Here is a 20,292-nt window from a genome sequence, read left to right as displayed (position 1 = left end):
GCGAAGGACCACAGCCATGCGTGACCGTCTTCTCAGCCTGTTGATGGGCGCAGCCCTTGCGACCACAGCCATTTTGCCCGCCTGGAGCGCCGACTATTACGGCCCGGCGCCGACGCAGCAGATCTACGCCGATGCGCTGGTGCCGACCTGCGACAACCCGAAAGTGCTGGCCGAGGTCGAGGACCAGTTCGAGCACGGCGCCGTCGAGATGCTGCAGACCGGCTACGTCATCGAGGAATTCAGCGACATGGCCGAGAAGGCCTATTTCCCGCTGAGCGAGGACCGGCCGATCGAGCGCCGCTACTGCCAGGGCGAAGCGATGATTTCCGACGGCCAGCGGCGGACGGTCTACTACACCGTCTCCCATCCGCTCGGTTATGCCTCGATCGGCTGGAAGGCCGAGGGTTGCGTGCTCGGCCTCGACAAGTGGCTGATCTACGGCGCCAACTGCCAGTCGCTTCGCCGTTTCTGACGAAAACGCCCGCCGCCCGCGGGCTTTGACACGCGACCAGTGTTTCGTGAGCGCTGCGTCCAGACCGACGGGAGCCCTCATGCGGCTGTTTTATGCACCTGCCTCGCCCTTCGCCGCCAAGGTCCGGATGGCCGCTGCCCATTGCGGCATCGCGCTGACGCTGGTCCCCACCGATACGGGCGCCGAGCCCGCCGACCTCCTGGCGGTCAACCCGCTCGGCAAGATCCCGGCCCTTGTCGCGGAAGACGGCGCCCCGCTCTACGACAGCAATGTCATCTGCGACTATTTCGACCGGCTCAGCGACCACCGCCTGGTGCCACAGGACGGACCGCAATGGCTGCTGGTCAAGCGGATCGCCGCGACCGCCGACGGCGTCGCCGACAGCGCGCTGCTGACCGTCTACGAGGCGCGCATGCGCCCCGAGGAGATGCGACACCAGCCTTGGGTCGACCGCCAGCTCGGCAAGCTCTGGCGCGGCCTGGCCGTGCTGGAATCCAACATCGCCTCGCTCGGCAATGAACCGAACCTTGCCCATTTTGCCCTGGCGAGCCTCCTCGGCTACCTCGACCTGCGCTTCAAGGGCCAGTGGGAAGACAAGCATCCCCAGCTCGTCGCGTGGATCGAGGCGTTTCCAGTGATTTTTCCGGAGTACGAGGCGTTGAAGCCGCAGGGTTGAGGGCGGCGGCGTTGTAGTTAAAGCAAACTTCCGAACTTCGTCATCCCGGACTTGATCTCTGCGAAACCGTTGGTTTCGCTGGGATCCATTCCAAACCGTTGAACGTGCCCGAGAACGGCTGACCTTCCCGTCGCGGACCTGTGATTCTGAACCGGCTCACATTTCGACGCGCTGAGGAATGGATCCCGGATCAAGTCCGGGATGACGAGGCTCAAAGGTAAGTCGCAAATTGCGAGCGTTTTGCTGGTCCGCACAAAACGGCATGACAACCACGTCGGCCGTCCCGCCGCCGGCCCACCCGACGCCCTAAAACTTCAGCGCCACGCCCGCGCGGATCGAATGCTCGTCGAAGCCGGTCGACGTCGAGACCGGGCCGAGATCGTACGTCTTGCTGCCGAAGTCGGAGTAGCGGTACTCGACGCGCGAGGTGACGTTGCCGCCGACCTGGGCCTCGACGCCGGCGCCCACGGTGAAGCCGAGATGCGTGTTGCTGTCCTCGGCGCCATTGGACGAGAGCTCGGCGCCCGCCACCGCGACGCCGCCGGTGGCGAAGAAGAGGAACGGGTCGTAGGCGACGCCGACACGCGCGCGCAGCGAGCCGAAGGCATTGGCGTCGGCCGAGATCGGCGCGCCGGTCACCGCATCATAGCCGCCGGCGTCCAGTCCGGAGGCGCCGAGATCGGCCTCGAGGCCGTAGACGAACTGGTTGGTCTGCAGGTTGTAGCCGGTATAGACGCCGCCGACGAAACCTTCGCCGTCGAACTCGGCGCCGCCGGCATGGTCGAGATTGGCGAAGTTGTAGCCGACGAAGCCGCCGGCATAGGGCCCGGACCAGATGTAGGACGGCGCGGATGCCAGCGGGACGGCGGGCTCGGCCACCGCGAGATCGGCCGAAACGCCCGGTGACGACAGCATGGGCGCCGAAAGAAGCAGGAGCGTCGCCAGAGCGAGGGAGCGTCGAAACGATGGCATGATCGACACTCCTTCCTGGGTGACGTCACCGATAAAATGGCGCTGACGACAAGATCGCGCAAGCGCCGCATGGGAAGAAGGTTAGCCACGGGTGGCGCCACCGGACTAGTGGCGCGCTGCCGCATATCCGCCATAATCGAACCGCCGCGCTCGTTCTGCTGCCTTTCTTTCGCCACTATGGCGGAACGGCCACATCGACCTTTTGCGGGTCGGCGGTTTTGACGCTGCATTCTTGCCGCAGCGTTCGCATATAAGGGAACGACGAATCCCGCCGCAGCCTGCGCCTTGAGGCACATTGAAGCGCGGGATTTCCCCGACAGTCCAGGCGCCCTAGGCGCTCCCAACGAAGCAGACATGACCGACGCCGACGCAACTCCCCTCGACAGTGATCTCGACGACGACTTCGACCTCGACAGCGAGGCGGATGGCGACGCCGCACCCGACGCCCTGCCCTCGCCAACGGCTGCCCTTCTCGCCGCGATCGAGTGGGACGATGCCGGCACGCCGGAGGCACAGGGCCTCGTCGGGGCCGAGCTGATCTCGGCCTTCGTCAAGCGCCTGCCGAACGGCCCGGGCGTCTACCGCATGTTCGGTGCGAGCGAGGACGTCCTCTACGTCGGCAAGGCGAAGTCGCTGAAGAAGCGGGTGACGAGCTACACCCGCACCGGCCTCCACACCAACCGCATCGCCCGGATGATCCGCGAGACGCGGCACATGGAGTTCGTGACGACGCGCACCGAGACTGAGGCGCTGCTGCTCGAGGCCAACCTCATCAAGCGCATGCGGCCGCGCTACAACGTCCTGATGCGGGACGACAAGTCGTTCCCCTACATCGTCGTCAGCGGCGGACACGAGGCGCCGGCGATCATGAAGCACCGCGGCGCCCGTTCGCGCCAAGGCAATTATTTCGGCCCCTTCGCCTCGGCCGGCGCGGTCGGCCGCACCATCAACTCGCTGCAGCGCGCCTTCCTGCTGCGCACCTGCACGGACTCGGTCTACGAGAGCCGCACCCGGCCGTGCCTCCTCTACCAGATCAAACGGTGCTCCGGCCCTTGCACCGGCGAGATCGCCATCCCCGACTATGCGAACCTCGTCGAGGAGGCGAAGGCGTTCCTCTCGGGCAAGTCGACGCAGGTGAAGCAGAACATGGCGGTCGCCATGCAGGAAGCCGCCGAGGACATGGAGTTCGAACGCGCCGCAATCTACCGCGACCGCCTGACGTCGCTCAGCCAGATCCAGGCGCACCAGGGCATCAACCCGCAGAACACCGAGGAGGCCGACGTCTTCGCCATCCACCAGGAAGGCGGGCTGACCTGCATCCAGGTGTTCTTCTTCCGCACCGGCCAGAACTGGGGCAACCGCGCCTATTTCCCGAAAGCCGATTCCTCGCTCGAGCCGCAGGAAGTGCTCGGCGCCTTCCTCGCGCAGTTCTACGACGACAAGCCGGCCCCGCGGATGATCTTGCTTCCGATCGAGGTCGAGGACCGCGTCCTCCTGGCCGAGGCGCTCGGCGTGCGGGCGCAGCGGCGGGTGGTGATCGGCGTGCCCGCGCGCGGCGAGAAGAAGGATCTCGTCGACCACGCCACCGCCAACGCGCGCGAGGCGCTCGGACGGCGGCTCGCCGAGACCTCCTCGCAGGGCCGCCTGCTCAAGGGTCTTGCCGAGACTTTCGGCCTCGTCCAGGTGCCGCGCCGCATCGAGGTCTACGACAACTCGCACATCATGGGCACGGCTGCGGTCGGCGCCATGGTCGTCGCCGGGCCACTGGGCTTTGCCAAGAGCCAGTACCGCAAGTTCAACATCAAGGGCACCGACATCACCCCGGGCGATGATTTCGGCATGATGCGCGAGGTGATGACGCGCCGCTTCTCGCGCTTGAAGAAGGAGCACGCCGAAGGGCCGCAACCGGCCATCACATCGGCCGAGACGGACGAGGATGCCGACGAGGCAGAGATGCCGGCCTGGCCGGACCTCGTGCTGATCGACGGCGGCAAGGGTCAGATCTCGGCGGTGAAGGCAATCCTCGAAGAGCTCGGCATCGCCGACAAGGTGACCACCATCGGCATCGCCAAGGGTGTCGACCGCGATGCCGGCCGCGAGCGCTTCATCACCGCGGGGCGCGAGCCGTTCTCTCTGCCGCCGCGCGATCCCGTTCTTTATTTCGTCCAGCGGTTGCGGGACGAGGCGCACCGTTTTGCCATCGGCACCCACCGCGCCAAGCGCAAGAAGGAGCTGGTGAAGAACCCGCTCGACGAAATCGCCGGCATCGGCCCCTCGCGGAAAAGAGCGCTGCTGCACCACTTCGGCACGGCCAAGGAAGTCGGCCGCGCCGCGCTGGGCGATCTCAGAAAGGTCGAGGGAATTTCTGAGGCGATGGCTAAGCTCGTCTACGACCATTTCCAAGACAGGTGATAGAAAGGCGCCGCGTCTCGCCTTCCCGTGAACTCGGCGGTTGACGCGGCTCCCGCGCCGCTGTTCAAGAGGCGCAGCCCCAAACTATCGGACCGGACTCCCTATGGCATCTCGGGCGCTCAGCCTCCCCAACATGTTGACCTACGCCCGCATCGTCGCGGTGCCGCTCGTTGTCATCTGCTTCTTCTGGGGCGGCAGCTTCGTCGCCAACGACAACGCGCGCTGGTGGGCCTTCGGCATCTTCGTCGTCGCCAGCATCACCGACTTCTTCGACGGCTACCTCGCTCGTGCCTGGCAGCAGACCTCGACGATCGGCCGCATGCTCGACCCGATCGCCGACAAGCTTCTCGTTGCCGCTTGCCTGCTGCTGCTCTCGGCCGATGGCACCATCGTCGGCTGGACGCTCTGGGCGGCCATCGTCATCCTCTGCCGCGAGATCCTGGTCTCGGGTCTCAGGGAATATCTCGCCGGGCTGAAGGTCAGCGTTCCCGTCACCCAGCTCGCCAAGTGGAAGACGACGGTGCAGATGGTCGCGGTCGCCTTCCTGCTGTCGGGACCCGCCGGCGACAAGATCCTGCCCTACATCACCGAGACCGGGCTGGTGCTGCTGTGGATCTCGGCCGTGCTGACGCTCTACACCGGCTACGACTATTTCCGCGCCGGCGTGCGTCATATCCCGGACTGAGACGTTTCAGCCCCGAGAGACAACGCCCGTACACTGGGGAGCACGCCGATGAAACTCGTCTATTTCGCCTGGGTCCGCGAGCGGATTGGCCTTTCCGAGGAGGACGTCGTTCTGCCCGCCGGCATCGTCACCGTCGATGACCTCCTGCATTGGCTGAAGGGCCGCGGCGAGGGCTACGAGGAAGCGTTGCAAGCACCGGAAGTGATCCGCGTGGCGATCAACCAGGAGCATGTCGACCATTCCGAGCCGATCGCCGGTGCGACCGAGATCGCCTTCTTCCCGCCGATGACCGGAGGCTGAGCCTTGGGCTGCACGCCTGTCGTCGACATCCGCTCGGGCCGCATCGACCTCGCCGCTGAAACCGCCACGATCGAGGCCGCAGCCCTCGGTGCGATGGGCGGCCTCGTCACCTTCATCGGCTACTGCCGCGACGAAGGCGGCAGGCTCGCAAACCTCGAGCTAGAGCATTACCCCGGCATGGCGACGCGCGAGCTGACGGCGGTCGCCGAGGAAGCGTGCCGGCGCTGGCCGCTCCTCGCCTGCCGGGCCATCCACCGCCACGGCATGATCGCACCCGGCGAGGAGATCGTCCTCGTCGCCTGCGCCTCCGCCCACCGTGAGGCGGCGTTTGATGCCGCCAGTTTCCTGATGGACTACCTCAAGACCCGCGCGCCCTTCTGGAAGCGCGAGCATCTCGCCGATGGGAGCGTTGGCGGATGGGTCGAGGCCAAGGCAAGCGACGATGCCGCCGCGGCCCGCTGGGGCCTGTAATTCTCCGGTCCACGGCGGACTGGCGGACTGGTGGACTGGCGATCTTTCGATCTCTGAAGAGTTCGAACGCCTAAAGGTTCGTCATCCTCGCGCGCAGCGCGGGGACCCATGCCTCTCCATAGAAAACAACGTCAACGGTTGATGTCTCACGCCCCTTCCCGGACCGAGGCGGCGGAGCGAAGGCGGCGGCATGGGTCCCCGGCCTGCGGCCGAGGATGACGATCTGAGGGGTTGGCGCCTCACGAAGCAGCACGCTTTTGCGATGACGTGCTCCGCAGCCCTGGCGTGCTCCGCAGCTGAAACGAAAAAGGGCGGCCGCCGCAGCAACCGCCCTCTTCTCACATCAGTTCAGCTAGAAATTTCAGCCGACGACTTCGGTCTGCGAGAACCAGTAGGCGATCTCTTCCTTGGCGGTCTCGGGAGCGTCGGAGCCGTGCACCGAGTTCTCGCCGATCGACAGAGCGTGCGCCTTGCGGATCGTGCCCTCGGCGGCGTCCTTCGGGTTGGTCGCGCCCATGATCTCGCGGTTGCGGGCGATGGCGTTCTCGCCTTCCAGCACCTGAACGACGGTCGGGCCGGCGCACATGGACTCGACGAGCTCGCCGAAGAACGGACGCTCCTTGTGCACGGCGTAGAAGCCCTCGGCCTCGCGCTGGCTCATCCAGACACGCTTCGAGGCAACGATGCGAAGACCCGACTCTTCGAAGATCTTGGTGATCGCGCCGGTGAGGTTGCGACGGGTCGCATCGGGCTTGATCATGGAGAAGGTGCGTTCGACGGCCATTGGTGGTCCTCAGATTTCCAGGGAAAGGGATGGCGCTCTATAGCCGGGCCGCCTCCGGGCGGCAAGGCGTCCGCGCCGCCTCTCGGCTCAGGCCGCGGCCGAGACCTTGCGGCCCTCGCCCCCGTGAAGGTCGAGACAGCGCTCGAACCAGTCGGTCACAGCATCGCCTGCCGGCAAGACCTGCCAAGGCGAGACGATGCGCAGCCACTGGAAGGCGCCGAAAACGATGTAGTCGGCAAACAGCGGCGTCGCGCCGCCCAGGAACTTCTGCCCGTCGAGGAGGCTGCGCAGCGGCTTCAGCTTGTCGAGAAACCCTTCCAGCCGCGCCTCGTCGCCGACGATCACCGCCTCCAGCGGCTTGCCGAAAACCTTCTCGCGGCTCTGGCGGAAATAGGCCTGGTCGGGCGCCGCGAGGCTGTCGTGGATGTCGAGGAGCGCCCGGCTGGTGGAGACGAAAGGATGGATGGTGCGCTGCGTCCAGCTTTCGACGAAGCGTGACAGCGCCCGCCCGCCCTCGCCGCCGAACAGCGTCGGCGCATCGGGATAGGCGGCGTCGAGATACTCGGCGATCTTGAAAGAGTCGGCGACGCGGTGCTCGCCATCGCGCAGCACCGGGACGATCGTCGCGAACCCGTCCTCCACCAGCGGCACCTCGGTGAACGGAACCGGGACCGTCTCGAAGGCGAGGCCCTTGTGAGCGAGCGCCATCCGCGCCTTCCAGCAATGCGGCGAGAAAGGCCGAGCGGCATCGGCGCCGACGAGTTCGTAGAGGAGAATGCTCATGGATCGGCCTTCGCATTTCGAGGAAAGGACCTTAGAGCCCAAGACGGGCGAAACCGCTACCACAGCACATCCGACACTGGCCGCAAGGGCTGGGGCGCTGCCCGCTCGCCGCGCAGCTGTTCGAGATCGATCTGGATCGTCCGGCAGATCGAGGTCAGCGGCACGTCGTGGGCGCGGTTCTCGAACGGATCCTGCAGGTCGCTGCCGACGCGGTCCATGGCCAGCAGCATGAAGCCGACGATGGTCGATGCCAGCGGCGTGTAGATGGTCAGGCTGTCGACGAGACCGATGGGCAGGAGAATGCAGAAGACGTGGACGAACAGCGTCGGGAAGTAGCCGTACTCGCGCGGCAGCGGCGTGTTCTTGATCCGCTCCATGCCGCCTTGGGCATTGCTCATGTCGACCAGCAAGCTCTCGATATGCACATGCCTGATGGGGTCGATCCAGCCCTCCCCTGCCGCGCTCCTGACCAGAGCCGCGGTTTCGTTAAGGATCGCGTTCGGGACATTGGCGACGCCCTCCAGCCGCGAGATCTCGTCGGCCGGCAGGAACTCCGCGATCCCCTCCAGCGCCGGTTGACGCCGAAGATGGCAGCGCAGCGCGTTGACGTAGGCGATCTGGCGCAGGACGAGCGCCTGGCGCAGCTCGTGGCTCTCCGGCCGGTTGTCGACCAGATGAAACGCGGCCCGTCCGAAAGAGCGGGACACGTTAACCATGGCCCCCCAGAGGGTCCGGGCCTCCCACCAGCGGTTATAGGCGTTGTTGTTGCGGAAGCCGAGAAACAGCGCCAGCGCCGAGCCGAGCAGCGTCATCGGCAGCGACGGCAGTTCGAAGCCGGGATGCGGCACGTAGACATAGGCGAGCGTGACGATCACATCCCAGACGAACAGCAGCGCCAGCGGCCATCCGGTGTAGTGGATCATGCGGTCGAGACGCGCGGATTCGGGAAGGACCATGGGCTTTTCCGGTGCTGTTGGGAGTTCCAGCGAACGGCAGAACTACGGCTTGGTTGCGGCGCAACAATAGGGTGGCTGAGGCGCGACCTATCCGGAAACGTAAGGATTCGGCCTCACCGCTCTATCGCCCGGGGATTTGCGCGTAGGCGCTTCAAGCAATGACTTTCGCGCGATCGGGCGGCCATGCCATGAAGGACGGCCGGTGCCTTGCGCGGCGGAAATCAGCTTGGGGGATGGGGTGTATCACGCGCTTTGCCGAATGTTCGCCGGCTACAATGAATGGGCGAATGACCGCCTCTACGGGGTAGCCGAAAGCCTCTCGCCCGACGAGTTCGCCGTCGACCGCGGCGTCTTCTTCGGCAGCCTTTCGGGCACGCTCAACCATCTCCTCGCCACCGACCGCATCTGGCTGCGCCGCTTCACCGGCGCCGGCACCGCGCCGACATCGCTCGACGCCATCCTCCACGCCGATTTCGCCCCACTCCGGCAAGCCCGCGCGGCGGAGGACGCCCGGATCATCGCCTGGGTCGACAGCCTCGACGAGGCTGCACTCGCCGCAAGCTTCACCTACCAGCCGGTGACCAATCCGCGCGACATCACCCAGCCGCTTGCCCCGGCGCTGGCGCATCTCTTCAACCATCAGACCCATCATCGGGGGCAAGCGCACGCGATCCTCACCGGCTTCGGCAAGGCGGTGCCGAGCCTCGACCTGATCCAGTTCCAGCGGGAGGTGGCGAGCTGACGGCTGGCGCCGCAAGAGGAAGCAGACTACGCGTAGCGCTTCAGGCCGAGGGCATCTTCCATCAGGCCGAAATCGCGATCATTGTGGATGATGCGGGCCCGACGGAGAGGCACCAGGTGGCGATGATCACGTCGATCGTGCCGCGGATCGTGATCCCCCGGCGACGCAGGAAACGATAGTTGTAGGCAGCCTCCTCGGCAATCGCAGCCCCACAGAGTGTCAGCACCGGGTGAGTGTAGAGCAAGGCGGCGGCAGCCCGAAGGTCGCGTTCATGCCGGATGCCCTGAAGTACCTCCGCGAGAATAAGATCGCCGACAACAACATCCTCAAATACCAGCGCCCGTTTAAGGCTTGCGGCACCCTCGGTTCGTGGCCCATTGAGATAGTCGATCCAAGCGCTGGTGTCGGGCAGGATCACCTGTTTCGCCGCATGGCGTCGAGGTCACCATCCCACTCAATCTTTCCCTCCAGTTCAAATAGTTTGCGTTGGACACGCCGCCGGCCGGCCATCTCGCTCAGCGCCTTGTTCACCACTGCCTGCCGTGTCGTCAGCCCTGTCAGTTCCATCAGTTCGCTGACCACCGCTTCGTCGATCTCGATCTTCTCCATGCTCTGCGCCCTTCAACAAGCCTTCGTCCATCATGCGCCCGCCCGCGCTTGGCAACAACGCCCTTCCCCGCCGTCCCCCGCCATGGCAGAAGCCTTTCCATGCTGCAGATCACGGACCTTTCCGCGCGCGTCGCCGGACGCCTTCTCATCGACCATGCCAGCCTGTCGCTGCCGGCGGGCACCAAGGCCGGGCTGGTCGGGCGGAACGGCGCCGGCAAGTCGACGCTGTTCCGGGTGATCACCGGCGACCTCGCCTCCGAGAGCGGCAGCGTCTCGCTGCCGCGCAACACCCGCATCGGGCAGGTGGCGCAGGAGGCGCCGGGCACCGAGGAATCGCTGATCGAGATCGTGCTGAAGGCCGACGAGGAGCGCCTGGCGCTGCTGGCCGAAGCCGAGACGGCGACCGACGCCAACCGCATCGCCGACATCCAGATCCGCCTCACCGACATCGAGGCGCATTCGGCCGAGGCGCGGGCGAGCGCCATCCTGTCCGGCCTCGGCTTCGACGCGGCGGCGCAGGCGCGGCCGGCTTCGTCCTTTTCCGGCGGCTGGCGCATGCGCGTCGCGCTCGGCGCCGTCTTGTTCTCGCGGCCGGACCTCCTCCTCCTCGACGAGCCGACCAACTATCTCGACCTCGAGGGCACGCTCTGGCTCGAAAACTTCGTCGCCCGCTATCCCTACACCGTCATCATCATCAGCCACGACCGCGACGTCCTCAACAACGCCGTCAACGCCATCGTCCATCTCGACCAGGAAAAACTCGTCTTCTACCGCGGCAGCTACGACCAGTTCGAGCGTCAGCGGGCGGAGAAGATGGAGCACCTCGTCAAGGCCAAGGTGAAGCAGGACGCCGAGCGCAAGCACATGGAGGCCTTCGTCGAGCGCTTCCGCGCGAAGGCGACCAAGGCACGGCAGGCGCAAAGCCGGCTGAAGGCGCTGGAGAAGATGAAGCCTCTGGCCTCGGTGATCGAGGAAAACGTCGTGCCCTTCCATTTCGAGCCGCCGGAGAAACGCCCGGCCTCGCCGATCATCCGCATGGAGAAGGTCGCCGTCGGCTATGGCGACGCCAAGCCGATCCTGTCCAACCTGACGCTGCGCATCGATACCGACGACCGCATCGCGCTGCTCGGCGCCAACGGCAACGGCAAGTCGACCTTCGCCAAACTCCTCGCCGAACGGCTGACGGCGCAGTCGGGCGACGTCGTGCGCGCGCCGGGGCTGAAGATCGCCTTCTTCGCCCAGCACCAGATCGACGACCTGCGCCCGACCGAGAGCGCCGTCCAGCATGTCCGCCGGCTGATGCCGGAAGCCCCTGAGGCGAAGGTCCGCGCCCGCGTCGCGCGCATGGGGCTCGCCACCATGAAGATGGACACGCCCGCCGACACCCTGTCCGGCGGCGAGAAGGCGCGGCTCCTGATGGGCCTTGCCACCTTTGATTCGCCGAACCTTTTGATCCTCGACGAGCCGACCAACCATCTCGACATCGACTCGCGCGAGGCGCTGGTGCATGCGCTGAACGACTTTCCCGGCGCCGTCATCCTGATCAGCCATGACCGCCACATGGTCGAGGCGACCGTCGACCGGCTCTGGCTGGTCGGCGAGGGAACGGTGACGCGCTATGAGGGCGACCTCGACGAGTACAAGCAGCTGATCCTCTCCGCCCGCCGCGGCGGCGACTCCAAGGATGCCGGCGACGAGGGCAAGACGACCAAGGTCGACCAGCGCCGCGATGCCGCGCAGAAGCGCGAGACGCTGGCCCCCTTGCGCAAGGAGATCAAGGCGATCGAGACGAAGATGGCCAAGCTGCAGACGAGCGTCGCGGACCTCGACGTGAAGCTTGCCGACGTCGCCCTCTACACCCGCGATCCCTCGCAGGCGGCCAAGCTCGCCAAGCAGCGCTCGGATGCCGTCAAGTCGATCGGCGAACTGGAGGAGCAGTGGCTGGCACGCTCGGAGGAACACGACAGCGCGATGGCTGACTGAGGCAGCGTGGGTGAAACCGGACGCAAGGGGTCCGAGCTCAGTGATGCGGAACATTATCGCTCAGTCGAGCGAGCTGTTTCGAAGTGCAGGCGACGCTAACGCGACTTTGTCAGCGGCTTGGCCGCGCCCGCCGCATCGTCCGACATCAGACCCAAGTTGAGCAGAACCGCGACCGGCCATCGTCGCCACGGCCCTCCGGTATGGCGGCAGAGAATGAGAGACCTTCGATGTCCGCGCAGGTGACGCTTCGCTTCGACTTTGCTGCCGATCGTCGCCTCGGCCACGGCAAGGTCTCGCTGCTCGAGGCGATCCGCCGCAATGGCTCGATCGCCGCCGCCGGACGCGATTTTGGCATGTCCTACCGCCGCGCCTGGCTGCTGGTCGACGAGATGAACAAGATGTTCCGCGAACCCGTGGTCGAAACCCGTGGCGGTGGTCGCAATGGCGGCGGAGCTGTGCTGACTGAACTCGGCGAAAGCGTCGTCACGCTCTACCGATGCGCCGAGGCGAAGATCATGGCGGGCGCGGCGGCCGAGATTTCGGCGCTGGAAGAGGCCTTGTCGTCCCCGAGCCCACCAGCGTGATAGGCTGACGCCGGCGGATCAAGCGAAGGCGGCAGCCCATGACCGACGTCGAAACCTTCTTCTTCGAGAGCGATGACGGCCTCCGCCTGTCGGGACGGCGTCACCCCGGTGCGTTTTCGCATGCCCTCCCTGTCGTCTGCTTGCCCGGCCTGACGCGCAATGCCCGCGATTTCGATGCTCTGGCCGAGGCAATCGCATGCTTGCCCGGTTCACCACCGCTAATCGCCTTCGACTATCGCGGCCGCGGCCGCTCCGCCTGGGCGGCGGACCCTTCGTCCTACACCGTGCCGCGGGAAGCCGCCGACGTGCTGACGGGCCTTGCGCATCTCGGTATCAAGCGGGCGGTCTTCGTCGGGACGTCGCGTGGGGCCTTGATCATCCAAGTGCTGGCCTTGCTCCAGCCAAGGCTCATTGCTGGCGCCGTCTTGAACGATGCCGGGCCGAGGATCGAAGCCGAAGGCCTAGCATTGATCCGGGCCTACCTCGCGGGTCAGCCGCCCGCTCCGGACTGGGAGACCGCGATATCCCGTGTCCGCGCCGCGCTCAGCCCTACGTTTCCGGCTCTCACGGACGCGGATTTTGCGGAATATGCGATAGCCGGCCACACCGAGACGGCGGCGGGCATCGTCGGGGACTACGATCCGCGTCTTACCGAGGCGCTGGCTCTGCTGGATCTCGACCAGCCTCTCCCTGAACTTTGGCCCGCGTTTGCGGCGTTGCACGCGGTGCCGGTCCTCGTTATCCGCGGGGAGCACTCCCGTCTCCTCAGCCGCGAGACGGTCAAGACGATGGGCGAACAGCATCCGGCCCTACGGGCGATTGAGGTAGCGGGTCAAGGCCACGCGCCCTTGCTGGAGACCGGCGAACTGCCCTCGGCAATCCTGGCTTTGGCTGCCCGTGCTGCATTGGCGAGGAAGCCCGCGACAATCGACTGACCGGGACGGCTTGAATTACATCGGAGACGCTTGCTTCAGCCGAGCGGCCTGTTCGGCCCATTTCTCACGCGCCGCCCGGCCGCGGAAGCCGGTGAGATCATCCGCCCAGTGCTCTTGCTCCGTCGACCAGCCGGCAATCTGGTCGAAATGGAAGACGCCATTGTCGAACAGCAGCCGTTCGATCGACGGGCCAATGCCCTCGATGCGGGTCAGATCGTCTGGACCGCCGTCACGCGCCGTCCCAAGCTGGGCCGGAGTTTCCTGATTGGCCACCGACGAGGCCAATGGCGTGTCCGACGTGCCAGCTTCAGCTGCCGCGCCATCGGCGGCGTCTGCGTCACTGCGGGGAGCGTCGGGGTCGGGCGCGCCGTGAACCGCACCCGAGCCGCCGCCGGACTTGAAGGCCGCCAAGCTCTCGTCGTAGACGGGCCGGCTTTCGCCAGTGGTCTCCTCGGGGACAGTCCAGCCGTCATCGCGCGACCGCGCTTCCGCCGCCGATCGCTCTGCTGCCTTTGCATTGCCGTAGTCGACCGTCCGAAAATCCAGTTCGTCGCTGCCGTGCCGCTTTGCCAGCGGATCGTCCGGCAAAGCCGCGCGCGCCTCGGCAGTGCCGGTCCTGCCGTGCGGGTCGGGTGACGCGAGCAGCGCGGGGTCGGAATTTAGCGAAGAGGCGTCTCTTCCCGCCTCATCATCAACAATAACGGCGGCCGAGAAGCCACTTCCGCCATAGCTCGCAAAAGTCGGCAACGAGGCCCCCGAGACTGGCTCGGCTCCGTGGCCGGAGGGCGTCCCCGCCGCCCCTGCCGAACCGGCCGTACCAGAGACCGGCCGGCGCGCGTCTGTTTGTTCATTGCCGCGGGGCCGGGCGTCCCTACTCGGAACCGCATTGTCAGACCTGGCGCCCCCGCGCGGCCCGCGTGTTCCCCGCGTTCCGCGCCCGCCGATGAGGCCGAGGCTGAAGGCAGCAGCGAGGAGCAGGAAGGTTCGGGTGAGGAAGGTCAGCATCGTGGCGTCTCCGCAAGCCGGACGTTGGTCCACCGAAACTAGTGCGGTGCAGGGGAAACGCTAGCGCCGGCGCGGCACACCGATTGCAGTCGCACGACCAGAGGGCGGCATTCCTGCCGGCAAGTCTGCCTCAAGGACGTCCGGACGTTCACGGGGAGCACGTCCGAGGCTCGTCATCAGCCGGGCAGACGGCAACGGTTCGCCAGCATGAAGGCATGGAAGGAAAAAGGAGAGCTCCCGGTCCGGGCCCAGCGCTTCCCCCTCTAGAAGAAGCGGCCGACGAAAAAGCCGGCGGCAAGGGCAATGATCAGGAAGAGCCAGAGATCGGCGGCCAAGGACAGCAAGGAAGGCTCCTTTCGCGAACCGGGGACGCTGATCGGCGGCGCGACATTTGTCAGGGTCGACAGACACGTCCGGACCAACAGGCGGCAACCCACCCGACCAGCGCGGGAGCCGAAACGCAAGAAGCCCGGCGTTGCCGCCGGGCTTCTCGTCAGATCGATCTTTTGGGATCGATTAGAAGGTGCGCTTCAGTTCCAGGAAGCCGCCGGTCTGGTCGTAGTTGTCGATGCCAGCCGGCAGGTCGACGTCGCGGTACGAGACTTCGCCGAGAACCGAGAGGTTCGTGGTGATCTGGTAGCCGAGGTTGACAGCACCGCCGTAGTAGTCAGCACCGCTCGAGTTGAAGCTGTTGACGCCAGCAACGTTGAACACGGTGGTGTTCAGGTCGAAGGTCTTGCCGTAGACGCCGGAGATGGCAGCGAAGACCTTGCCGAACTGCTGCTGGTAACCAGCACCGATCTGGTACTCGCTCGGCAGGTTCGAAGCGTAGGTGTTGACGCCGAGGCCGTAGTTGTCGCCGAAGACGTAGTCGGTGACAGCGTACTCGGTCGGGTCGGTGGCGTAGTGGCCTTCGACCTTGAACTGCGAGTCGGCGACGAAGATGTCCTTGAGCGTGACGCCGGCCTTGATGGCGAACGCGTCGCTGTCAGACTGGAAATCACGGGTACGGATGATGTTCAGGTTGCCGTCAGCATAGTCGATCTGGTTGCTGAAATCGCCGTAGGTGTTGCCGAATTCCTGCTCGTCGTAGACGCCCGAAGCGTAGATTTCGCCCCATGCGCCTTCGTAGGCGAGCTGAGCAACAACGTCAGGAACGAAATCGCCCGTGCCGTCGTCTTCGAGCGAGAGAGCGGCCGAGAAGCCGTTCGCGGTGTAGGTGTAGGAAATGCGGTTCTGCTGGTAGTCACCAACCGACCAGTCGGCGTCGGTGAAGAGGCCGTCACGCTCGGCCCAGAGCGAGTCGAGGTAACCAACGGTCAGACCGCCGAGCTGGATGTAGGCTTCGTCCATGCCGTAGCCGGCGTCGTTGGTGCCGAAGCCGTCGCCGCGGTTGGTAGCCTGAACGCGAACCTTGGCGCGCAGGGTGCCGAGCTCGGTCTCTTCGCGGGCATCGAAGTCGAGGCGGGCACGAACGCGGCTGTTGAAGCCCGAGTTGCCGCTGTCGTCGTCGAGGTCGTCGATGTTGGCGTGGTCGCCAGCGTTAACGCGCATGCGGACGTAGCCGCCGATCTTCAGGCAGGTCTCGGTGCCCGGGATGTAGAAGAAGCCAGCGCCGTAAACGTCGCAAACGCGAACGTATTCAACCGGCTCCGGCTCGACCATTACGACAGCGTCCGCAGCACGGGCGCCGGAAACTGCGACGAGAGCCGCAGCGGATCCAAGCAGGATGCTCTTGATGTTCATGTCCTGACCTCCAGTCAAGTTAACAGGTTAGGGTTGGGCCTTGCTTTTCGAGGACAAAACCTGCCCCTGCCGCATCCCCTGATTTGAAAGGTCCGAAGCACCGCCCCGTCTCTCTCTGAAATGACCATCACCCAGCGAGAGATTCGATGCAATCACGCAATCGCGCTCCGGGGGGTCCTGAGCCGTATTGAACACACCCCTGTGGCGTGAATGCCACGATTTCGTTCACCCCCTCTTAACCATGATGAAGAAAGGGTTAATTTAGGCGCCGAACCGGCAATGACGGGGCAAATGAGGCGGGTTCTTTCGCCGAATCCGGCCAAAGGCAGGCAAACTTGGCAGACGGCCTCATTTGGTCGTTTGCCGGTTCCGTCCGGCTAGATCCGGAAGATCTTGCCGCCGAGGCCACGGAAGTCGCGCTCGCGGCAGGTCAGAACGATGATCTGCATCGACTCGGCTGCCAGCTGCAGGACGAGGTGCATCCGGGCAAGGCGCTGCTCGTCTGTGTTGACGAGCGCGTCGTCGAGAATCACCAAAGCGGGGTGGCCGCCGGACTTCAGGACTTTTGCGAGCGCCAGCCGGGTGACCACCGCCACCTGCTCGCGCGCGCCGGCCGAGAGCCGCTTGAACTCCTCGGCCACGCCGCGGCGGTGAAGGCCGGTGATCGCCAGCGTCGCGTCGTCGAAGGCGACCTCACTCTCGGGGTGGATCAGCTTAAGATAAGGCGCGACCTGCGCCTTGATCGGCCCAAGCCAATGCTCGCGGGCATCGCGCTGGGCCCCGACGAGTGTCTCGTGCAGCAGCCGCGACGCTTCCGCCTCCAGCGCCAGCCGCTGCCGGCGCGCGTCGAGCCGCTCGATCTCGCCGCCGATGCGCTCGATATCCTCCCCGAGGGCGCTGAGGCCCTGTGCCCGCAGCTCACCTTCCAGGGCGGCCGTCTCGTCCTTCAGCTGGCCGACGACGCGGCGAACTTCTTCGAGCGCCCGGCGGCTGGCCTGCAGCGAGCGGACGGCGGTCTCGGGGTCGGCCTCGCCGAGATCGCGCTGGCGCAAAACAACCACGGCGTTCTTGGCGCTGCGCTCCAGCTCGGCGGCGGCCAGATCCTCGTTCAGCGCCGCCAGCGCGCGCGTGGCCTCCGCGTCGGCGAGAGCGCGCTGCAACCGGGCGGCTGCCTCGGCAAGGTGCTCCGCCTCGGCTTCCGCCTTGGCGAGCCGCGCCGTGTGAGCGGATGCCTCGCTGCGGGCGAGCTCCAGAGCTGCATCGGCGGCGGCCGATCGGGACTGCGCCTGCTTGCGCCGGGCGCGGGCGGCTTCGGCCGCATCGGGGCCGGCGTCGGCGGTTTCGCCGACAGGCTGGGGTGGCAGGCGGGAAAGCTTGGCGCGGGCTTCGGCGAGCGCCTTGGCGGCCGTGGCCTCCCCCTCCGGCAGAATGGTCTCGATCTGGCGCCGCAGCAGGACGATCTCGCGCTGGCGCGCCTCGATCTGCGCCAACCGGCGACGCGCGGCTTCGACATCGGCGACGCGGTGACGTGTCAGCAAGGCCTTCAAGGCGGCATCCGCCGCCTCGAAACCGCGACGGAGTTCGCCAGCATCGCCGCCCGGCTCGATCGTCACCGCGCCGAAACCCTCGAGCAGGAACGTGCTGAGCGTCAGAACCGGCAGCGGCGCCGCCACATCGACCTCTGCGCCCGACGGCGTCTGCACACCCTTGCCCGCCTCGGGCGCGAAACGGATCGTCGGGGCGGCAGCCGTGACGAGGATCTCCGCCTCGCGGCGCTTTCGCTCGGCCTGTTCAAGGGCCTGCAGCGCTTTGGCGTCGAGCGCGGGACCGAGATCCTCGGCCGAGAGGGCGGCGAGCTGCCCTGCGAGCGCTGTCGCCTGGGCAAGCCGCGTCTCCAGCGCCTGAATATCGGCGGTCAGCCGGCGATGCTCGGCGCCGGCCGCCGCCGCCTCATCGCCAGCCTCCGCCGCCGCAAGATCTGCGCGTGCTTTCACGCGCTCTTCCTCGAGACGGCCGAGCCCTTCAAGGCCCGCTCTTTCGGCGCTGCGGCTGTCGGCGAGCGAGGCGGCCGCTTCCTGCGCCGCAGTCCCCGCCAGCCGGACGCGGCGGACGAGGTCCTCGCGCGCCGACAGCCGCTCGCCCGCCGCCTGGCGCTGCAGGGCGGCGTGGTCGAGTGCCCGCCGGGCCTCCTGCAGCTCGCGCTCATAGCCTTCGATGGTGCGCGCGCGGCGCTCGCCGGCCTCGACCGTCCGTTCCGCGGCGCCGATCGCGTCCTCGCTGAGATAGGCGTGGAGCACTTCGCGCCGGCTGCGCAGCCGGTCGATCTTCTCCTCGTAGTCGCGGCGCAGCGCCTGTTTCTCCGAAAGCTCGGCTCGCAGCGCGGCGAGCGCCTCTTCGGCCTTGCCGAGCGGGCTCGACGACGCCATCCGGCCGGTCGTGGTGAAGAACCGGTCCTGCAGCGCCTTTGCCGCCCCGAGCAGCGCCCGCCCCCGGTCGCCGCCGAGGATCTGGCCGATCTCGCCCTCGAGCGAAGCGGTCACCGCGTTCTTGCCGACGCCGAGGTTCAGGTCGTGCTCGTGCGAGCGGCCCTGTTCGACCCAGAGCAGGCCGAAGGCGCCCTGGTGCTCGTCGAGCTTGGGGCGGCCGCTGCCGGGATGAGCAAAGCGCAGCAACTCGGCGAGACGCTCCTCCACCGCATCACCGGACAGCGCGCCGCCCGGCCAGGACAGCTCTGCTTCCGGCCGCTGGAGGAAACTCTTTCGCAGCTGGTACGGGGTCCCACCGGTGCTGAAGCCGACCGAGATCTCGGGCCGCGCGGTCCGGCCGTAGGGCGCCAAGGCCTTTGTCGCTTCGCCGCTCGCCCGGTGCTTCTGGAAGAAGGCGGCGCGCAGCGCCAGCAGCAAGGTCGACTTGCCGGCCTCGTTGTCGCCGACGATGATGTTCAGCCCCGGCTCGAAGCCGTCGAGATCGACAGCGCCGAGCCCGGCAAAATCCTTGAGCGTGAGATGGCCGAGATACATCAGGCGTCTCCCGCATCCGCGACGCTTACGCGCGCGTGTTCTATATACGCCATCCGCAAAGCCAGCGCCGCCGCCGCGCGCTGCGGGTCGGCGGGGTCGGCGGCCTTAAGGCGCAGCCGGTCGATGGCGACGCGCACGAAGCCGGCGACGTCGATGCGGTCGAGATCCTCCTCGTCCGGCGCGTCGATGAGGCCGGCATCGGAAACCCGGAGGTCGAAAACACTGGCGCCAAGGGCCGCCAGGCGCTCGTCGAGCACCACGCGCTCGCGCAGCGGCATGGCACCGGACAGGCGGAGGTCGAGGAGCGTGTCGCTCGGCCGGCGCAGATCGGCCATCGCATCGTCGAGACCCGCGGCTTCCGTCAGCACCAGATCGCGCGAGATCCAGATGAAGTGGCCGGTGGCGACGGCTTCGACGCGCGGCGCGGCGCCCGGTGCGCCGATCTCGACAATAGCGACGAAGCCCGGCCGGTTGGCGGGATAGCGCTCGGGCTCGGGCGTGCCGCTGTAATAGGTGCGCGCGGCGATCTCGAGGAAGCCATGCCAGTCGCCAAGCGCGAGATAGTCGAGCCGCGCCCGGACGGCGCGGTCGTCGGCGATCGGATTGCCGCTCTCGGCCTTCTCCGGCAGGCGGTTGGCGACGGAGCCGTGCGCAAGGCCGACCCGCACGGCACCCGGCGGCGTCTCGGCCTCGTCGAACCAGGCGGTGAGGTCGGCGCCCTCGTGCCGGCGGGTGAGCGGCGCGGGCAGCACCACGAGCCGACCGTCGGCGAGCGTCAGCGGCACCGGCGCATCGGCGATCAGAAGGTTGGCCGGCGGCCCCATCCGGCGCAGCCGGCTCCAGACCGAGACGCTCAGCGCCGCATCGTGATTGCCGGGCAGCATCACCCACGGCCCGGCAAAGCCTGCCATCGCCTCCAGCGTCCGGCGGATTTCCCGCTCGCTCACCGTATTGTCGTCGAAGGCGTCGCCGGCGACCAGCACGGCGTCGCAGCCCCGCTCGGCGGCCAGCCGCGCGATGCGCTCGACGGCGCGGAAACGCTCGGCCTTCAGCTCGCCGCGGGTATCGGCCTCGTAGCCGCCGAAGGGCTTGCCGATCTGCCAGTCGGCGGTGTGCAGGAAGCGGATCACGGGCGCCCAATCTGAAGCTGTGCCAAG

At 66.8% G+C, this 20,292-nt stretch carries 20 protein-coding genes; 10 read left to right on the top strand and 10 right to left on the bottom strand.

Features of this window, described 5'->3' with window-relative positions:
• The first annotated feature begins 16 nt into the window (after positions 1-16).
• Entirely contained in the window at positions 17-472 is a 456-nt protein-coding gene (locus ACZLZQ_RS08190) for a hypothetical protein (RefSeq protein ID WP_472931498.1), read from the top strand.
• Positions 473-551: 79 nt separating this feature from the next.
• Complete coding sequence (locus ACZLZQ_RS08185; RefSeq protein WP_472931497.1) at positions 552-1,148, top strand: glutathione S-transferase family protein; 597 nt, start codon at positions 552-554, stop codon at positions 1,146-1,148.
• A gap of 306 nt (positions 1,149-1,454) precedes the next feature.
• Here ACZLZQ_RS08185 and ACZLZQ_RS08180 read toward each other — a convergent pair whose 3' ends face one another.
• The gene (locus tag ACZLZQ_RS08180) at positions 1,455-2,120 is read right to left on the bottom strand and encodes an outer membrane protein (protein ID WP_472948923.1); all 666 of its coding nucleotides are present in this window, start codon (positions 2,118-2,120) and stop codon (positions 1,455-1,457) included.
• A gap of 354 nt (positions 2,121-2,474) precedes the next feature.
• Between ACZLZQ_RS08180 and uvrC the strand changes: the two genes are divergently transcribed.
• From uvrC to ACZLZQ_RS08160, 4 genes are all read left to right on the top strand, one after another.
• Positions 2,475-4,532: an excinuclease ABC subunit UvrC gene (uvrC, locus tag ACZLZQ_RS08175; protein WP_472948922.1), complete on the top strand. Its 2,058-nt coding sequence runs from the start codon at positions 2,475-2,477 to the stop codon at positions 4,530-4,532.
• Between the two features lie 103 nt (positions 4,533-4,635).
• Entirely contained in the window at positions 4,636-5,217 is a 582-nt protein-coding gene (gene pgsA, locus ACZLZQ_RS08170; RefSeq protein WP_472931494.1) for a CDP-diacylglycerol--glycerol-3-phosphate 3-phosphatidyltransferase, read from the top strand.
• Between the two features lie 48 nt (positions 5,218-5,265).
• Complete coding sequence (moaD, locus tag ACZLZQ_RS08165; RefSeq protein WP_472931493.1) at positions 5,266-5,517, top strand: molybdopterin converting factor subunit 1; 252 nt, start codon at positions 5,266-5,268, stop codon at positions 5,515-5,517.
• 3 nt (positions 5,518-5,520) lie between these two features.
• Positions 5,521-5,988 (top strand): molybdenum cofactor biosynthesis protein MoaE, encoded by a 468-nt coding sequence (locus ACZLZQ_RS08160; RefSeq protein WP_472948921.1) that lies wholly within the window; start codon positions 5,521-5,523, stop codon positions 5,986-5,988.
• Between the two features lie 361 nt (positions 5,989-6,349).
• Here the strand turns inward: ACZLZQ_RS08160 and ndk are convergent, their stop codons facing one another.
• The 3 genes from ndk to ACZLZQ_RS08145 all read right to left on the bottom strand — a co-directional run bounded on the left by ndk (position 6,350) and on the right by ACZLZQ_RS08145 (position 8,511).
• Complete coding sequence (gene ndk, locus ACZLZQ_RS08155) at positions 6,350-6,772, bottom strand: nucleoside-diphosphate kinase (RefSeq protein WP_472931490.1); 423 nt, start codon at positions 6,770-6,772, stop codon at positions 6,350-6,352.
• 87 nt (positions 6,773-6,859) lie between these two features.
• Positions 6,860-7,555: a glutathione S-transferase family protein gene (locus ACZLZQ_RS08150; RefSeq protein ID WP_472948920.1), complete on the bottom strand. Its 696-nt coding sequence runs from the start codon at positions 7,553-7,555 to the stop codon at positions 6,860-6,862.
• 56 nt (positions 7,556-7,611) lie between these two features.
• Positions 7,612-8,511, bottom strand: a complete 900-nt coding sequence (locus ACZLZQ_RS08145) for a bestrophin family protein (RefSeq protein ID WP_472948919.1) — start codon at positions 8,509-8,511, stop codon at positions 7,612-7,614.
• A 259-nt stretch (positions 8,512-8,770) separates the two neighbouring features.
• Here ACZLZQ_RS08145 and ACZLZQ_RS08140 point away from each other — a divergent pair, with 259 nt between their 5' ends.
• Positions 8,771-9,253, top strand: a complete 483-nt coding sequence (locus ACZLZQ_RS08140; RefSeq protein ID WP_472948918.1) for a DinB family protein — start codon at positions 8,771-8,773, stop codon at positions 9,251-9,253.
• 61 nt (positions 9,254-9,314) lie between these two features.
• Here ACZLZQ_RS08140 and vapC read toward each other — a convergent pair whose 3' ends face one another.
• Together vapC and ACZLZQ_RS08130 are read right to left on the bottom strand one after the other, a co-directional pair.
• The gene (gene vapC, locus ACZLZQ_RS08135) at positions 9,315-9,671 is read right to left on the bottom strand and encodes a type II toxin-antitoxin system VapC family toxin (RefSeq protein WP_472948917.1); all 357 of its coding nucleotides are present in this window, start codon (positions 9,669-9,671) and stop codon (positions 9,315-9,317) included.
• Positions 9,668-9,862 carry a type II toxin-antitoxin system VapB family antitoxin gene (locus ACZLZQ_RS08130; protein ID WP_472948916.1) on the bottom strand — a complete coding sequence of 65 codons (195 nt, stop codon included), beginning with the start codon at positions 9,860-9,862 and terminating at the stop codon, positions 9,668-9,670. The genes vapC and ACZLZQ_RS08130 overlap by 4 nt, the downstream gene beginning before the upstream one ends.
• A 99-nt stretch (positions 9,863-9,961) precedes the next feature.
• Here ACZLZQ_RS08130 and ACZLZQ_RS08125 point away from each other — a divergent pair, with 99 nt between their 5' ends.
• The 3 genes from ACZLZQ_RS08125 (at position 9,962) to ACZLZQ_RS08115 (ending at position 13,364) form a co-directional block, all read left to right on the top strand.
• Complete coding sequence (locus ACZLZQ_RS08125) at positions 9,962-11,845, top strand: ABC-F family ATP-binding cassette domain-containing protein (protein ID WP_472948915.1); 1,884 nt, start codon at positions 9,962-9,964, stop codon at positions 11,843-11,845.
• Positions 11,846-12,072: 227 nt separating this feature from the next.
• Positions 12,073-12,429, top strand: a complete 357-nt coding sequence (locus ACZLZQ_RS08120) for a winged helix-turn-helix domain-containing protein (protein ID WP_472931482.1) — start codon at positions 12,073-12,075, stop codon at positions 12,427-12,429.
• A 38-nt stretch (positions 12,430-12,467) separates the two neighbouring features.
• Positions 12,468-13,364, top strand: coding sequence for an alpha/beta fold hydrolase (locus ACZLZQ_RS08115; protein ID WP_472948914.1), 897 nt, complete (start codon positions 12,468-12,470; stop codon positions 13,362-13,364).
• Between the two features lie 15 nt (positions 13,365-13,379).
• Here ACZLZQ_RS08115 and ACZLZQ_RS08110 read toward each other — a convergent pair whose 3' ends face one another.
• The 4 genes from ACZLZQ_RS08110 to ACZLZQ_RS08095 form a co-directional block, all read right to left on the bottom strand.
• Positions 13,380-14,111: a helix-hairpin-helix domain-containing protein gene (locus ACZLZQ_RS08110; RefSeq protein WP_472948913.1), complete on the bottom strand. Its 732-nt coding sequence runs from the start codon at positions 14,109-14,111 to the stop codon at positions 13,380-13,382.
• Between the two features lie 774 nt (positions 14,112-14,885).
• A complete protein-coding gene (locus tag ACZLZQ_RS08105; protein WP_472931478.1) occupies positions 14,886-16,115 on the bottom strand; it encodes a porin in 1,230 nt (409 codons plus the stop codon).
• Positions 16,116-16,492: 377 nt separating this feature from the next.
• The gene (locus tag ACZLZQ_RS08100) at positions 16,493-19,135 is read right to left on the bottom strand and encodes an AAA family ATPase (protein WP_472948912.1); all 2,643 of its coding nucleotides are present in this window, start codon (positions 19,133-19,135) and stop codon (positions 16,493-16,495) included.
• Positions 19,135-20,265, bottom strand: coding sequence for a metallophosphoesterase family protein (locus ACZLZQ_RS08095; protein WP_472948911.1), 1,131 nt, complete (start codon positions 20,263-20,265; stop codon positions 19,135-19,137). The genes ACZLZQ_RS08100 and ACZLZQ_RS08095 overlap by 1 nt, the downstream gene beginning before the upstream one ends.
• Between the last annotated feature and the right edge of the window lie 27 nt (positions 20,266-20,292).

Source organism: Mesocryomonas lacus, from assembly GCF_055730105.2.
The sequence above is the reverse complement of the archived record's forward strand: the minus strand, read 5'-3'. Positions and strand labels throughout refer to the sequence as shown.

What these genes read in the sequence shown, in the direction of transcription:
- ACZLZQ_RS08190 (WP_472931498.1), top strand. Translation starts at nt 17, where the DNA reads ATGCGTGACCGTCTTCTCAGCCTGTTGATGGGCGCAGCCCTTGCGACC.
- ACZLZQ_RS08185 (WP_472931497.1), top strand. Translation starts at nt 552, where the DNA reads ATGCGGCTGTTTTATGCACCTGCCTCGCCCTTCGCCGCCAAGGTCCGG.
- ACZLZQ_RS08180 (WP_472948923.1), bottom strand. Translation starts at nt 2,120, where the DNA reads ATGCCATCGTTTCGACGCTCCCTCGCTCTGGCGACGCTCCTGCTTCTT.
- uvrC (WP_472948922.1), top strand. Translation starts at nt 2,475, where the DNA reads ATGACCGACGCCGACGCAACTCCCCTCGACAGTGATCTCGACGACGAC.
- pgsA (WP_472931494.1), top strand. Translation starts at nt 4,636, where the DNA reads ATGGCATCTCGGGCGCTCAGCCTCCCCAACATGTTGACCTACGCCCGC.
- moaD (WP_472931493.1), top strand. Translation starts at nt 5,266, where the DNA reads ATGAAACTCGTCTATTTCGCCTGGGTCCGCGAGCGGATTGGCCTTTCC.
- ndk (WP_472931490.1), bottom strand. Translation starts at nt 6,772, where the DNA reads ATGGCCGTCGAACGCACCTTCTCCATGATCAAGCCCGATGCGACCCGT.
- ACZLZQ_RS08150 (WP_472948920.1), bottom strand. Translation starts at nt 7,555, where the DNA reads ATGAGCATTCTCCTCTACGAACTCGTCGGCGCCGATGCCGCTCGGCCT.
- ACZLZQ_RS08145 (WP_472948919.1), bottom strand. Translation starts at nt 8,511, where the DNA reads ATGGTCCTTCCCGAATCCGCGCGTCTCGACCGCATGATCCACTACACC.
- ACZLZQ_RS08140 (WP_472948918.1), top strand. Translation starts at nt 8,771, where the DNA reads ATGTTCGCCGGCTACAATGAATGGGCGAATGACCGCCTCTACGGGGTA.
- ACZLZQ_RS08130 (WP_472948916.1), bottom strand. Translation starts at nt 9,862, where the DNA reads ATGGAGAAGATCGAGATCGACGAAGCGGTGGTCAGCGAACTGATGGAA.
- ACZLZQ_RS08125 (WP_472948915.1), top strand. Translation starts at nt 9,962, where the DNA reads ATGCTGCAGATCACGGACCTTTCCGCGCGCGTCGCCGGACGCCTTCTC.
- ACZLZQ_RS08120 (WP_472931482.1), top strand. Translation starts at nt 12,073, where the DNA reads ATGTCCGCGCAGGTGACGCTTCGCTTCGACTTTGCTGCCGATCGTCGC.
- ACZLZQ_RS08115 (WP_472948914.1), top strand. Translation starts at nt 12,468, where the DNA reads ATGACCGACGTCGAAACCTTCTTCTTCGAGAGCGATGACGGCCTCCGC.
- ACZLZQ_RS08105 (WP_472931478.1), bottom strand. Translation starts at nt 16,115, where the DNA reads ATGAACATCAAGAGCATCCTGCTTGGATCCGCTGCGGCTCTCGTCGCA.
- ACZLZQ_RS08100 (WP_472948912.1), bottom strand. Translation starts at nt 19,135, where the DNA reads ATGTATCTCGGCCATCTCACGCTCAAGGATTTTGCCGGGCTCGGCGCT.